Consider the following 14,625-nt stretch of genomic DNA (forward strand, 5'->3'; position numbering starts at 1 on the left):
TGTTATAGCTAATATCAAAGAAGGATTCGGAGCACAAGGTGCTAGTACGATTACTCAACAAGTTGTTAAAAATGCATTTTTGACTTCAGAGAAAAGTATTGAACGAAAAGTCCAAGAACAATATTTAGCATTTAAACTAGAACAAGATTACAGCAAAAAGGAAATTTTAGCTATGTACCTTAATATCATTGCTTATGGTAAAGATATATACGGTGTTCAAAAAGCATCTGAAGCTTTCTTCGGAAAAAGTGATTTAAGTAAATTAACACTTTCAGAGGCGGCACTATTAGCTGGTATTCCGCAAAGACCTAATGCTTACAACCCGTATATTGATCCAAAACTTGCTAAAGAACGTCGTAATATCGTTCTAGATTTAATGGTTCAACATGGAAAGATCTCTGAAGCAGAGGCTAAAGAAGCCAAAGCTATCAAAGTGAAGGATATGATTCAAGACAGCTACGAATCGGATATTCCTTATGAAGGATTTATTGAAAAAGTATTAAATGAAGCTAGTCAAAAAACTTGATGACGAAGTTGATGTGTATTCAGCTGGGTTAACAATTCATACAACATTAGATCAAGATGCTCAAAAACAAGTTGAGTTTCTAATGAATGATGAAAAGAGTCCAATACAATTTAGTGACGATAAAGTTCAAACAGGAATTTCAGTGATTGATACTAAGACTGGTGAAATACTAGCAATTGGTGGTGGACGTAATAAGGAAGGCATTTGGGCGAGTGAAAACTATGCCTTTAGTACTGATCGTCAGCCAGGCTCAACAATTAAGCCTATTATAGATTACGGTCCTGCTATTGAGTTTGAGAAATGGTCTACTTACCATCAATTAAAAGATGAAGAAGTTGATAATTATAGTGATGATGTAGATTTGAGTAACTTTGATGATCGCTATCGAGGTTGGATGACGATGCGTGAAGCATTATATGAGTCCATTAATATTCCTGCATTTAAGGCATTTAACGAAGTAAGAAACAGTCAAGGCGATGAAAAAATCTTAAACTTCGTACGTGGATTAGGATTACCTTATGGTGATACATTACTCAATTCCGATTCTATTGGAGGTAATCAAGAATTAAGTCCATTAGAAATTGCTGGTGCTTATGCAGCTTTCGGTAATGGTGGTATTTATAATGAACCACACGCAGTAACGAAGATTGTGTACCCTGATGAAAAGAAAGTAGTTGAGACTAAACCAGAATCTAATATTGCCATGGAAGATTACACTGCTTATATGATTACTGATATGCTAAAAGACGTCATTAATCATGGAACTGGTTCTAGTGTTGATGTTAATAATCTGCCTGTAGCAGCTAAAACAGGTACAACAAATGAAGATGTTGACTCTTGGATGGCAGGTTATTCTACAAACTTCACTATTTCAGTGTGGACTGGTTACAGTGAAGGAAACAAGTCACTATCTGGTCAAGATAAAGCTATTCCTAAAGCAATCTTTGGAAACCTAATGAGACATATGTCAGATGGAGTCGAAACAGCTGATTTCACTAAACCTGATTCAGTTGTTGAGGTTGGAATTGAGGAAGGCTCTAGACCTGCTAAATTACCAAGTGATTATACACCAGAAAGTCAGATCATTACGGAATTGTTCGTTAAGGGTACTACACCAAACGAAGTATCGGAACAATACGATCAGCCAGATCCTGTTGAAGGACTAAAAGCTGAGTTTGATGAAAACGTGGGGTTATAGAAGTGTCATGGGATCACTCTAATGATGACATGGAATACAACATTAAAGTATCCGTAGATGGAAGTGACATGCAAGATGTTGCTACCATAAGTGATCAAATGATTGTATTCGATGAAATTTCTCCTGAAACTAATTATACGTTTGAAGTTACAGCCATAGACGATGGTGGTAATCAATCTGAACCAGCTCAAACTTCTGCTGAAACGCCGCCTGAAGAAGAAGAGAAAGATTTAATTGATGAAATAATTGGCGATGATGAAGAAGAAAATGGTGAAGGTAACGGAAACGGTGAAGGTAACGGAAACGGCGAAGGTAATGGAAATGGAGATCAGGAAGAGCCGCCTTCAGATGGAGATGGTGGATCTAATGGCGGTGATGACTCATCTGAAGACGGTACTGACCCTGGATCAACAGATGACGGTTCCACGGATGATGGATCTGGTGACGGAGAATCGGGTACTGATGATGGGTCTAATGATCAAGGCGAAGATTCAGTTACTAATAGCACTACAGAAAATGGTGATACTAACACTTCAACTAGTTCAACTGACTCTACTCAATCGACAGATAGTACAACTTAAATTACAAACAAAAACGAGGCTGAAATTCAGCCTCGTTTTTTCATGCGCTTTTGACCTTCCCTACAAATTTCAAGTAATGGACATTCGGGACAATTAGGGTTCTTCGCTTTACAATGATAGCGTCCAAAGAAGATCATTCTGTGATGAGTGTCACTCCATTCTTCTTTTGGAACCTTTCTCATAAGCGTTTTTTCGACTTCTAAAACAGAGTCTTTCCAGCGGCAAATTCCTAACCGTTTGGATACTCTTTCGACATGAGTATCAACTGCTATGGCAGGTTCCCCAAATGCAACTGACATCACAACGTTCGCCGTCTTCCTCCCAACTCCCGCTAAGTTTACTAAATCGGTATAATTTGAAGGAACGTGACCATCATGCTTTTCAATTAAATCAGCGCTTAGTTTGCGTATATTTTTTGCTTTGTTTCGATATAAACCAATTCTTTTAATATCGTGCTGTAGCTCTTCTAAAGATACTGCGAGATAATCTTCAGGGGCTTTGTATTTCGCAAATAAACCCGGTGTTACTTTGTTTACTAAAGCATCTGTTGCTTGAGCTGAAAGGACAACAGCAACTAATAATTCAAACTCATTAGAATGAGTTAACTCACATTCGGCATTAGGGAACATTTCCTCTAAAGTATCTAGTACTTGCCTAATCCCTTTTTAGTTAACATCTACTCCCCCCTCTTACTCTTCTAGCCAGTTATAATAAACGGATGTATCCCTTTTGGTTCAGGCGTACTTTTATTTGTCTGATTAAAATTATTTTGGTTATTTTGTTTTGCAGCACCTACACTTTTGATCCCTTTTTTCTTCCACTCATTTAGGATCCGGTCGATATACCGAAAATTTAATTTACCCATTAGTACTGCTTCCCTCAGGGCTGCTTTTATTAGGGCTGGTTTAAACCGGTCATCATCTAACCAGTAACTAATGGTTTCAATTTCTATTGGAGATAGGGCTCGTCCAAACTCTTGTTCAAATAAACTAAATAATTTTCCTTCTTCATTTTTTGATTGGTTAACTTCTTGTTGTACTTCATACAATTTCTCTATAAGTGGGGTGATGGAATACCACTCATGAACAATTTGGTTTTCATCTTCAAATTGATCTATTGCTAATAGACCTTTGTTCTTTAAATTCTTTAAAACATTAGAAACATCATTAGAATTAATAGACATATGATTTGAAATCTGATCGAATGATGGAAGTAATTCGTGTTCTTTCTGAAGTCTTAAAATGTGTAATATAACCATCAAATCCGTCTCAGATAAACCTAACGCACCATAATCTTTTACTAATAATGTTGGAATATTAATTTGGTCAACGAGAATTTTCTGATATGAAAATGGTAAGTTCAAGTGACATACCCACCTTTAAAATAATCTAATAGAAAGGATGACTCTAGACAAGAGTCATCCCTTTAAGTCTTATGGATATAAACGATTTAGTAATCTAGGGAATGGAATTGTTTCACGAATATGTTCTGTTCCTGAAATCCAAGCAACAGTACGTTCTAAACCAAGTCCAAACCCTGAATGAGGTACACTACCGTATTTCCTTAATTGTAAATACCATTCATAAGCAGGTCCATCTAATTGATGTTCTTCATACCTCTGACTCATAAGCTCAAAATCATCAATACGCTCAGAACCACCGACTATTTCTCCATAACCTTCCGGTGCAATTAAGTCAGCGCATAAAGCGACTTTTGGATTGTTAGGGTCTGGTTTCATATAAAATGCTTTTATTTCTACAGGGAAATGGGTAATAAAAACAGGTTTGTCATATGCTTCAGCGATTGCCGTTTCGTGAGGCGCACCGAAGTCATCTCCCCAATCAATATCATCAAAACCTTGATCCTTTAAGAATTGAATAGCATCATCATAAGTAATACGCGGGAACGGAGCCTTGATATTTTCAAGCTTCGTTGTGTCACGTTCTAAGGTATCAAGTTCAATTTTGCAATTTTCTAGTACAGATTGAACGACATGTGACACATATTGTTCTTGTAATTCTAAACTATCGTCATGATCCATAAAGGCCATTTCAGGTTCAATCATCCAGAACTCAATTAAATGGCGTCTAGTCTTGGATTTTTCAGCTCTAAATGTAGGGCCAAATGAAAATACTCTACCGAGGGCCATAGCTGCTGCTTCCATATATAACTGACCACTTTGGGATAAATAAGCATCTTCATCAAAATATTTTGTGTGAAATAATTCGGTTGTACCTTCAGCAGAAGCACCTGTTAAAATCGGTGGATCTACCTTTACAAAACCTTCTTGGTTGAAAAACTCATAAGTAGAACGAATAATTTCGTTTCTAACCTTCATAATGGCATGCTGTTTTTTAGATCTTAACCATAAATGACGATGGTCCATTAAAAACTCCGTACCATGCTCCTTTGGTGTAATTGGATAATCTTCAGCTTCTTGAATGACTTCTAAATCCGTAACTTGCAATTCAAAACCTAATGGGCTTCTCGTATCTTCAACTACTTTGCCAGTTACATAAAGAGATGATTCTTGTGTGATTGACTTAGCTAGTTCAAAGGTTTCTTCTGATACTGCCGATTTAACTACGACACCTTGTATAAACCCTGTACCATCTCTTAATTGTAAAAATGCAATTTTTCCACTTGAACGTTTATTATGTAACCATACACCAATTGTTACTGTTTCTTCAACATGGTCTTTAACTGTAGCTATTGTCGTTTTTCAACGTTACTTCCTCCTTCTTCTACTAAGAATACTTTTCAACAAAACGTTTAATTCGTTTTGCGGCTTCTTCTAATTGTTCTAATGATGTTGCATACGATAATCGAACATTGTCATCAGAGCCAAAACCTGAACCTGGTACGATTGCCACCTTTTCTTCTTCTAATAACTGAGCAACCCACTCATCTGTCGTATTAAATGGAGATGCTTTAACCACTTCTTTAACATTTGGAAAAAGATAAAACGCACCGTCAGGTTTTACACAAGTGATGTTTGGAATTTCTACTATCCAATTGTATAACTTATTAAGTCGTTCTTCAAAAGCTTTTTTCATATGATGAATTTCTTCTTCAGAATGATTATATGCTGCAATCGCTGCATACTGAGAAATTGATGTAGGATTAGATGTCGCATGTGAAACTAAGTTTGACATCGCTTTAATAACTTCTTCATTACCGGCAGCATAGCCAATTCGCCATCCTGTCATAGAATGTGATTTACTTACTCCGTTAATAATGATTGTTCGATCTTTTATTTCAGATGATACGGAAGCAACAGATACGTGCTGTTCGTCACCATAAATTAACTTTTCATAAATTTCATCTGAAACAATCCATAGATTGTGTTTAACCGCTACCTCACCTAAAGCTTGTAATTCATTTTATTATACAAAACACCAGTAGGATTACTCGGTGAGTTTAGTATGACTGCTTTTGTATTAGGAGTAATCGCTTCTTCAAGTTGTTCAGGAGTTAACTTAAAGTTGTATTCCTCTTTTGCTTTTACAAAAATAGGTTCACCTTCAGATAATTTCACTTGTTCAGGATAACTAACCCAATAAGGGATTGGGACAATGACTTCGTCTCCCTTATTTAATAAAACTTGAAAAAGTGTATATAAAGCATGTTTCGCACCTGTCGTTTACAATAATTTGATTTTGATTATAATCTAAACCATTATCACGTTTGAATTTGTTAACAATGGCCTCTTTTAATTCTACTAACCCACCAGCCGGCGTATATTTCGTCTTCCCTTCATCCATAGCTTGTATCGCAGCATCTAAAATGTATTTGGGTGTATTAAAGTCCGGTTCACCAGCACCGAGGCCAATGACATCGTGTCCCTCAGCTTTTAAAGCTTTAGCTTTTGAAGTAATTGCTAATGTTGTTGATGGTGTAAGTGCTTGTACTCTGTTTGCTAATTTCATATGTATACATCTCCTCCTATGTCCTAAGCTCCTTTAATAGGTTAACATTTTTTATTGATTAAACGAGATTGAATCATATAATTCTCCTGTATCGAATCGATAGGTTTGAAAAATTAACCGGTTGTCTCTTTCATAAATGATTTCCCAAACGACGCGATTATTAAGCATTCCAATAGTTACTTCATCAAGATCACAATTTTGACAGTTAGAACCCCATTGTTTTATTATTTCATCTTTTGTGAAGCCTTGATCCGCATAAACGTAATGTGTTTCTGGTTGTTTCTGATCACTTTCATTTTGTTTTTGATTCAGCTGAGGAATAAAAGCAAATAAAGGTTTACTCTCCTCATCCTTGCCTTTTATTGACACAAAAGAATTACGACCATTAAATAAAGAGGCAGATTCCACTTTCGTAAGTGGTGTATCTTTAATTGCCTTGCTTTTAGCTTGATCAATTAATGTGTTTTTACTGTCTTGAGCCTGGTTATATGCGACGAAAACATCATCACGACTGTGACGATAATTAAACCAATAACCGAACCAACACTGATTAGTACTTTACGTAAGTTCAATGCCTTCATCCTTTGTATTTAATCACTGTTACTATTATAACAAGACAACACGTAAATTTGTTGAGGATTAATCAACAAATTTACGATTCTTCTCTTTTTAAGTAGAGTTCATATTCCTCTTGCATGATATTAATGTGAGCTGATACCCCTTTGCGAAGTGCATAGATATCCACCCATTGTTTTTGAAACATTTCAATTAGAGGTTGTATTTCCCCTCTACGGTTAATAATCGCTACTTCAGGATTAAGCATTTCTAAGTCTTCTTCAGTCAAATTCGCAGAAGGATTATCTGGAAGGAACATTACCTGAGTTTGCTTATCCCATTGACTCGTCTTTAGATTCCCCTCATACCAATAACAAACGAAATTCCCGTTTGAAATAGCCACATGACTACTTCCATCATTTTTGTTATATACATGATCTATATAGTACCTAGAGCTAATTGCGATACGTTCGTTTTTTACTTAAGTAATAGGTTTGATTTTTGAAAATCTTTGGGAACTTTACATAATTCAGTATTATGTTTAGGTAAATATAATTGATCCACGTCGTATTGATTTAATATATACGATAAGTTACCGCAGTTTCTTGCATTAACACTGGTAATAAGAATTCCTTTAATACGCTGATCTTCTAATTCATTTAAATAATTTATTATTTCCTTACGACTATTTGAACTTCCTGTATTAATGATAACTTTTTCTTCTTTACTTAAATGCATCACGCAAATTGCCAGATGATAAAGGTTCAAAGACAAGTTCTTCTTGAGCAAATATAATTGATTCAGTACCTACTAACGTTAATATTAAAATAAAAATAATGCGCTTAAACATACCCTCACCCACTTCATACATGACTAAGTATTATCATTTGCCTTTGTAGTCGTTATATAACAACCAGTTTTTGCATCTTTAAAAAGTTGGTGTTTCTTGTCATGTAATAATGGTACTTCAGGTATTGAGTTTATAAACTGTTTACCATAAGGTTTAGTCATCAACCTTTGGTCTAGAACAATAAATATCCCCCCGGTCTGATTCTGAACGAATTAAACGACCAAAGGCTTGACGAAACTTTAAAATAGCCTGTGGTAACATCCAATGATAAAACGCATTTTTATTATGCTCTTCTAAGTGACGTGATTTTGCTTGAAACATTGGATGATTGGGTGTATCAAAAGGCAAGCGAACCATGACAACGATTTTTAAGGACTTGTGGTCTAAATCTACACCTTCCCAAAAGGAACTTGTTCCTAGTAAAACCGCACGATTTGATTTTTCATACATTTTTTTCAATTTTTCACGACTTCCTGATTGTACACCTTGAGCTAAAATTGGTATTTCTTGTTGATGGTCTATAATTTTTATCATTTTATAAACGGATTTTAACATTTCATATGATGTAAATAGAACAACAACTTTTTCATTTAATTCTTCAATTAGTGACACAATAAATGTTGCGACAGATTCGTCATACTCTTCAACTCTTACTTGTTTAATTTCCGGAAAATCTGATGGTACATATGCACGGACTTGATTTTGATAATCATATGGTGAAGGTAAGTACAAACAACTCGTTTCCTCATGCAAACCCAATTCTTCTAAGAATGATGTAAATGAATGATTTGTTCTAATCGTAGCGCTCATAAAAATAGTTGGAACATCCTGCTTTACAATTGAAGATTGTATAAACGATTGCACGTTAACAGGTTCAATATTTAACTGAACAGAATTTTTCGCCCCATCTTGATCAATATCAATCCACTTTGCATGGTCTTCATCATCATTAAAAAATCTTATTAATGAATCATGAACTTGACTAAGTTCCTCTATCACTTTCTGCTTAGTCAATCTTTTCCATCTATTATTGTATTGATTTTGTTTCAAAATAGACTGTAGTTGTTTTAAATCTAAAAGCATATCATTTAGTTGCTGACGTAAGCTTCCAGATAAAATGACATCAAGTTGATATTGATCTAAAGATAACTGTATTTTACCTGTATCAGATAATGCATCTTTCTCAGAATGTAGAAATAATACTGCTTGATGCACAGATCTAAAGAATTGATCTGCAGAATGTTTTAATCGCTCTACAGATGGATGGGTCGTTAATTTCTCAACACTATTTAAAATGTGGGCTATAAATACGTAGTCTAACGTATCCCCCAGTTGTTTTTGTACGACTTCATGTAACCTATGAGCTTCATCAATTATTAAATGATTATAATTTAATAATCGCTGCGTCTGATGTAATTGATCAGCAACCAAGAAAGCATGATTCACAACAATAATTGATGCTTGATTAGCTTTAGTTAATGCAGTTTTGAAATAAGAACCGCTATGTTCATCACTAACTTTATTCTCACCTGAAATAAAAGGCCAAATTTCTTCTCCTTTAGATGGAAGTTGAATTTCATCTTTGTCGCCAGTATTTGTTTCAGTTAACCAAACCAAAATAATGGCTAAACTTAACGCCGTATCATAATTAATATCTTTAAGTTCATCTAAATAATAACGTAATTTCGATAAATTTAAATAATGGCTTGGGCTTTTTAAAATGGCTAATTCATTATGACAATCAAAAGATTCAGAGATCATCATCCAATCTCGGTCTTGTATTTGATGTTGTAATTGGATGGTACTCGTACTAATTAATGTTTTATGACTTTTCTTCATGGCATAAAAAATAGCAACTAATAAATAGCTTAATGTTTTACCAATCCCAGTTTCTGCTTCTACTACGGCATGACGGTTTTGTTCAATTGCGTCAAAAATATACTGTGCACCTTCGGTTTGACTAGTTCTTAAAGTCAAATTTCCATGATGATTCAATTCTGAGAGCATATCTCCAAAACTTCTGACATGAGACATTTCTGGCAGACTTTTATTTTTATCAAATTTAGTACCTTTTATTGCGAAACCATTTTCAAAATTAATATCATTCGGTGATCTTTTATATTTTTATTATGAACAATCTCAACAATGATTTGTTCGAGATCCCCATAGAAGAACGTCGTTAATGGTGAAATTTGATTTAATGTTTCGTAGGGTAGGTTATTTAACTTATCTAAAAGTTTTATTAATAATAATCCTGTTACGTAGGCATCGGATAAAGCGCGATGAGGCGAGTAGTGTTTAATATCCAGATAATCAGTTATATCCTCAAGCTTAAAGCTATTAGCCCTAGGGAATAGCACTCTTGACATCTCGACTGTATCAATAACAGGCATTTGTAAAGGTTTGTAGCCATGTTTCATTAAAGACGCGTTTAGAAAATGATAATCAAACTGTACTTGATGTGCAACAAAGTATGCGTCTTTCAGGTACGTTAATACTTCTGGAATGACCTCTGTAAATGTTGGTGCATTCGCCACATCTTGATCAGTCATCCCAGTTAATCTAGTAATAAATGGTGGAATCGGTTGTTCTGGTTTGATTTTTGAAGAGAATTCATCGATAATTTGATTATTTTCTATAACAACCAATCCAATTTCTATTATTTCGTCTCCTTTTTTCACTGAATGTCCAGTGGTTTCTAGATCAACTACAACATATCGGTTCAATCTTCCACCTCTTTTCTTCCGACAAAATAAAACTCCCAAGCTGGGAGCTATAAAATAGTCATTGGGGCCTCTTCAGTCAGCAATTGTTCAATTTCATTTGTTTCTGTTAATATAGCAATTTTAGGACGATGCGACATAGCATCTTCTTTCGTCATCATCGCATAAGACATGATAATGACAAGATCACCTTTTTGAAATTTCCTTGCTGCTGCACCATTTAAACAAATGACTCCACTATTTCTTTCACCAGCTATGACATACGTTTCTATTCTTTCACCATTATTATTATTTACAATCTGCACCTTTTCGTGAGGAAGAATACCAACTTGATCAAGGAGATCTTGATCAATTGTTATACTGCCTACATAATTTAAATTTGCTTCCGTAACAGTAGCTCGATGTATTTTAGCATTCATTAATGTACGAAACATGTTATTCACTCCCGTATTTAATTGCACCACTTGAGTCTAAAATTAGGTTATCAATTAAACGTGCTTTTTCATAATAAACGGCAACCGCAATTATTATATCATGTTTTGACTCTATGTCTTTATTTAAATTAGGGAATGACAAGCAATCAACGTAATCAATCTTACCTGTAGTGTGTTCACTTAGATAACTTTTAGTAATATTAATGACTTCATTACGTTTCCAATCAGCGTTGTCCATTATGTACCTTTGTCCTTTTAATAAAGATTGATAAATATGTGCAGCCTCATCCCTTTCATATGGATTTAAATGGACGTTTCTCGAACTTAATGCTAGACCATCAGCTTCTCTAATAGTTGAGACTGGGATTAGTTTTATATTAAAATTTAAGTCTTTAATCAGTGCATCGACAACCGCTACTTGCTGAGCATCTTTTGAGCCAAAATAAACTTTGTCAGGGTTAACAATATTAAACAGCTTAGTTAGAACCATCACGACTCCTTCAAAATGGCCTGGTCTTGATGTGCCACACAATACATCAGTGCGCTTTGTCACATTCATCTCTATTGAAGGTTGATTAGGATACATCTCATCAGCAGTAGGATGAAAAACGACATCAACACCATCTTTTTTAAAATCGCTGCATCTCTCTCAAAATCTCTAGGATATTGTTCTAAATCGGAGGATTGATTAAACTGTAAAGGATTCACAAAGATGCTAACAATAGTAATGTCGTTATCCTTCTTAGATTGATCAATTAATGCACGGTGCCCCGAGTGTAAATATCCCATGGTTGGAACGAAGCCAATCGTACGCTGGCTACGTTTCTCTTTATTTATATATTGAATCATATCTTTAATTGTGTTCAACGTTAGCATTATGAACCTCCGTATAACCCCTTAAGAGCTTCTTCATCTACTGTATAAGTGTTTTCTTTTTGAGGAAATTTACCTTCTTTAACTTCAGCAACATATGTACTTAGTGCATCATGAGTATGATCATTCATATTACCATATGCTTTGACGAACTTCGCCAAACGATCAACGCCGTATTGAAGTAAATCATGATACACTAATACTTGGCCATCACAGTATTTCCCTGCACCAATTCCAATTGTTGGAATGTTGATTTCAGAAGTAATAAGACTCGCAAGTTTTTCTGGAACACATTCTAATACCAAAGCTATTGATCCTGCCTCTTCTAATGCTTTTGCTTCTCTAATTAGACGTTTAGCATCCTCACTCGTTTTACCTTGCACACGATAACCACCCATAACATTGACTGATTGAGGTGTTAAACCAATGTGTGCAACGACAGGAATTCCTGCATTTGTTAATGCTTTAACTTGTTCCGTTACTTCTATACCACCTTCGATTTTCAAAGCTTCTGCACCGGTTTCTTGAAATAATCGTTTAGCATTTAACAATGTTGACTCAATCGAAATATTAAATGTCATAAAAGGCATATCAATAACTGTAAAGGTGTTAGGCGCTCCCCTACGGACGGCCTTTCCATGATGAATCATATCTTCTAAAGTGACAGGAATCGTCGAATCATAACCTAATACAACCATACCTAGGCTATCACCTACTAATATCATATCCACTCCAGCTTTTTCGCTCAACTTAGCTGAAGGATAATCGTAAGCTGTCACCATGGCAATTTTGTTAGATTCCTCTTTCATTTTTAAAAAAGAACGATGTGTGTTCATCTAAAACACCTCTCACCATAAAATTTCCGCAGAATATAAGTGATGAACTTGGTGGTTTTGATTCATAACCATTAATGCGCCATCTTCATCTATTCCACAGATTTTTGCATCCCACTCTGTCTGAGTCTTTACTGAAACCCATTCGCCAAGTTTATAAGCATAGCTTTCCCATTGTCCTTTTATGGTTGAAAAACCTTCAGACATAAACAAATCGAATTTAACTTCTAATTCAAATAGTAACTCTGTCAGTACGGTGTTTAAGTTAAAAGGTTGTTTTGCTTCAAGCAATAAAGAAGTCGCTTTATTGCGCTCTGATTCAAAAAGATCTTGCTGATCATGATTCATGTTTATGCCAATACCTAAAACGATGTATTCTACAGCGTCTTGTTCAGCTTGCATTTCGGTTAAAATACCAGCAAGCTTTTTGCCATTTATAAATAAATCATTCGGCCACTTAATCTTTACATCTAAATTATATTTAGATAAATAATCAGCGATTGCAACTGCAGCCACTAACGTTAATTGAGAAGCACGTTTTGGCTCAATACCTGTTGGCCTTAAAATCGAACTGAACCATAGGCCTAAACCATCCTTGGATTCCCAGTAACGTCTCATTCTACCTCTGCCTTTGGTTTGTTCCCGGGCCACAATGACTGTACCGTGTTCAGCTCCATCCCGCGCTAGGTCATGAGCTACAATTTGTGTTGATGTCACTTGTTCTTTATATATTAATCTCTGACCTAACCAGTCCGTTTTCAAATCCCAACTTAAAGCAGTTTCAGATAAGTCATTCGGTGATGAGACAATTCGGTAACCTTTATTGGTTACACCTTCAATTTGATAGCCTTCTTTTTTCAGTGCATTCATGTGTTTCCATACAGCTGAACGAGATATGTTTAACTCATCTGATAATTGCTGTCCTGATATGTATGGCTGTTGATGATTTGATAATAAATCAATTAACCTCTTTCTCGTGCCTTCCATTCCCTCACCCTACTTTCAATCTCGTCTCGATTATTCCTTAACTCTTCAGTAATAATTAATTTTTCAATTTGATCGAGATAATCCCCTATCCATTTACCTTTCTTTTCATTAGGAAACCAATTAATAAAATCTTGACCATTTATGACAAGATCGTCACGCGACTTTATTGGGAGATGCTCATAACTATCTAATAGGACGTTAAATTTTAAATTAACTAAGTCTAATAAACCGATTAACTGGTAAAAATCATATAAATGATCTTTTCCAATACTATAAATAACAGGTTTGGTTAAGCCTTTTTCTTGATAGTCATTATAGTTATTGATTAAATGCAAAGCTTTTCGTCTAATACGATTTGAAACTTTATATGTTTTGATCCATTTTTGAACTGAAATATTAGGGTCTAATAAATGAAAGATGGCAAACATAATACCTGCATGATTAAGAGATTCATGAAACTTAATAGTCTTTAGCTTTTCAAATAAGTGTTCTTGCTCATCAAAAATCGGAAGTGAACGGTCCATATTAGTAACACTTACTATATTTAACGCTGAATTAATATAATGATGGGTGAAAAGCTTTGATATTTCATCTGTAATTCGTTCTACAGAAATCCTTTGAAGCAAACGATGCAGTTGTTTAATCGCCTGCTCGGTATCTGAATCCATTTGAAACCCTAACTGACTAACAAATCGTACCCCCCGCAACATACGTAAAGGGTCTTCTGAAAAGCGCTCATTTGGTGACCCAACAGTTTTTATAATTTGATTTTCTAAATCAATTTTACCGTCAAAAGGATCCAGTACATTCCCGTGTCGATCCATGGCGATGGCGTTAATTGTAAAATCTCTGCGGCTTAAATCAAGCTTTATATCCTTAACGAAAGACACATCACTTGGGTGACGATAATCGTCATACTCACCTTCTGTGCGATATGTTGTGATTTCAAAAGAAAATCCATTATGAAGAACTAAAATAGTACCGTGATCAATACCAACAGGCACAGTTCTAGGGAAAATTCGCTGGACCTCCTCTGGAGTAGCATTAGTAGCAATATCAATATCTCCTATTGGACGATTAGCGAAAAAAGTCGCGAACTGCCCCGCCAACTAAGAAGCTTTCATAACCACGTTCTT

General features: G+C 35.2%; 16 protein-coding genes and 2 pseudogenes. 3 read left to right on the plus strand and 15 right to left on the minus strand.

The genetic code is table 11. From position 1 onward, the window contains the following. Window positions 1-4 precede the first annotated feature (4 nt). Genes JCM13188_RS07110 through JCM13188_RS07120 form a run of 3 tightly spaced genes read left to right on the plus strand, consistent with a single transcriptional unit; the run spans window position 5 to window position 2,305 of the window. Entirely contained in the window at window positions 5-526 is a 522-nt protein-coding gene (locus JCM13188_RS07110; RefSeq protein WP_279401538.1) for a transglycosylase domain-containing protein, read from the plus strand. Beyond that, entirely contained in the window at window positions 504-1,724 is a 1,221-nt protein-coding gene (locus tag JCM13188_RS07115) for a transglycosylase domain-containing protein (protein WP_054753112.1), read from the plus strand. The genes JCM13188_RS07110 and JCM13188_RS07115 overlap by 23 nt, the downstream gene beginning before the upstream one ends. A 2-nt stretch (window positions 1,725-1,726) precedes the next feature. Then, complete coding sequence (locus JCM13188_RS07120) at window positions 1,727-2,305, plus strand: hypothetical protein (RefSeq protein ID WP_054753114.1); 579 nt, start codon at window positions 1,727-1,729, stop codon at window positions 2,303-2,305. Between the two features lie 26 nt (window positions 2,306-2,331). Here JCM13188_RS07120 and nth read toward each other — a convergent pair whose 3' ends face one another. The 15 genes and pseudogenes from nth to JCM13188_RS07190 all read right to left on the minus strand — a co-directional run bounded on the left by nth (window position 2,332) and on the right by JCM13188_RS07190 (window position 14,598). Beyond that, window positions 2,332-2,934, minus strand: coding sequence for an endonuclease III (gene nth / locus JCM13188_RS07125; protein ID WP_054753116.1), 603 nt, complete (start codon window positions 2,932-2,934; stop codon window positions 2,332-2,334). Between the two features lie 68 nt (window positions 2,935-3,002). Beyond that, window positions 3,003-3,668: a DnaD domain-containing protein gene (locus JCM13188_RS07130; protein ID WP_054753117.1), complete on the minus strand. Its 666-nt coding sequence runs from the start codon at window positions 3,666-3,668 to the stop codon at window positions 3,003-3,005. A gap of 69 nt (window positions 3,669-3,737) precedes the next feature. Next, window positions 3,738-5,018 (minus strand): asparagine--tRNA ligase, encoded by a 1,281-nt coding sequence (gene asnS / locus JCM13188_RS07135; protein ID WP_054753119.1) that lies wholly within the window; start codon window positions 5,016-5,018, stop codon window positions 3,738-3,740. A 34-nt stretch (window positions 5,019-5,052) separates the two neighbouring features. After that, window positions 5,053-6,234: pseudogene (locus JCM13188_RS07140) on the minus strand (pyridoxal phosphate-dependent aminotransferase). A 51-nt stretch (window positions 6,235-6,285) separates the two neighbouring features. Then, window positions 6,286-6,690 (minus strand): cell wall elongation regulator TseB-like domain-containing protein, encoded by a 405-nt coding sequence (locus JCM13188_RS07145; RefSeq protein WP_279401540.1) that lies wholly within the window; start codon window positions 6,688-6,690, stop codon window positions 6,286-6,288. A 196-nt stretch (window positions 6,691-6,886) separates the two neighbouring features. Next, window positions 6,887-7,192: a hypothetical protein gene (locus tag JCM13188_RS07150; protein ID WP_054753122.1), complete on the minus strand. Its 306-nt coding sequence runs from the start codon at window positions 7,190-7,192 to the stop codon at window positions 6,887-6,889. A 74-nt stretch (window positions 7,193-7,266) separates the two neighbouring features. Next, window positions 7,267-7,530 (minus strand): hypothetical protein, encoded by a 264-nt coding sequence (locus JCM13188_RS07155; protein ID WP_279401528.1) that lies wholly within the window; start codon window positions 7,528-7,530, stop codon window positions 7,267-7,269. Next, the gene (locus JCM13188_RS18405; protein WP_279401529.1) at window positions 7,514-7,639 is read right to left on the minus strand and encodes a hypothetical protein; all 126 of its coding nucleotides are present in this window, start codon (window positions 7,637-7,639) and stop codon (window positions 7,514-7,516) included. The genes JCM13188_RS07155 and JCM13188_RS18405 overlap by 17 nt, the downstream gene beginning before the upstream one ends. Window positions 7,640-7,792: 153 nt before the next feature. Continuing rightward, a complete protein-coding gene (locus JCM13188_RS07160; protein ID WP_279401530.1) occupies window positions 7,793-9,634 on the minus strand; it encodes a helicase C-terminal domain-containing protein in 1,842 nt (613 codons plus the stop codon). A gap of 77 nt (window positions 9,635-9,711) precedes the next feature. Beyond that, entirely contained in the window at window positions 9,712-10,365 is a 654-nt protein-coding gene (locus tag JCM13188_RS07165) for an exonuclease domain-containing protein (protein WP_054753128.1), read from the minus strand. A 47-nt stretch (window positions 10,366-10,412) separates the two neighbouring features. Beyond that, window positions 10,413-10,796 carry an aspartate 1-decarboxylase gene (gene panD, locus JCM13188_RS07170; RefSeq protein WP_054753130.1) on the minus strand — a complete coding sequence of 128 codons (384 nt, stop codon included), beginning with the start codon at window positions 10,794-10,796 and terminating at the stop codon, window positions 10,413-10,415. 1 nt (window position 10,797) lies between these two features. Beyond that, window positions 10,798-11,672, minus strand: a pseudogene (panC, locus tag JCM13188_RS07175) (pantoate--beta-alanine ligase). Next, complete coding sequence (gene panB, locus JCM13188_RS07180) at window positions 11,672-12,505, minus strand: 3-methyl-2-oxobutanoate hydroxymethyltransferase (RefSeq protein ID WP_054753132.1); 834 nt, start codon at window positions 12,503-12,505, stop codon at window positions 11,672-11,674. The pseudogene panC and the gene panB overlap by 1 nt, the downstream one beginning before the upstream one ends. A gap of 12 nt (window positions 12,506-12,517) precedes the next feature. Continuing rightward, entirely contained in the window at window positions 12,518-13,489 is a 972-nt protein-coding gene (locus JCM13188_RS07185) for a biotin--[acetyl-CoA-carboxylase] ligase (RefSeq protein WP_054753134.1), read from the minus strand. Beyond that, window positions 13,465-14,598 carry a CCA tRNA nucleotidyltransferase gene (locus tag JCM13188_RS07190; RefSeq protein ID WP_279401531.1) on the minus strand — a complete coding sequence of 378 codons (1,134 nt, stop codon included), beginning with the start codon at window positions 14,596-14,598 and terminating at the stop codon, window positions 13,465-13,467. The genes JCM13188_RS07185 and JCM13188_RS07190 overlap by 25 nt, the downstream gene beginning before the upstream one ends. Window positions 14,599-14,625 lie beyond the last annotated feature (27 nt).

Origin of the sequence: Piscibacillus salipiscarius JCM 13188, from assembly GCF_001311865.1 — a bacterium.
GTDB classification, from domain to species: Bacteria; Bacillota; Bacilli; order Bacillales; family Alkalibacillaceae; genus Piscibacillus; species Piscibacillus salipiscarius.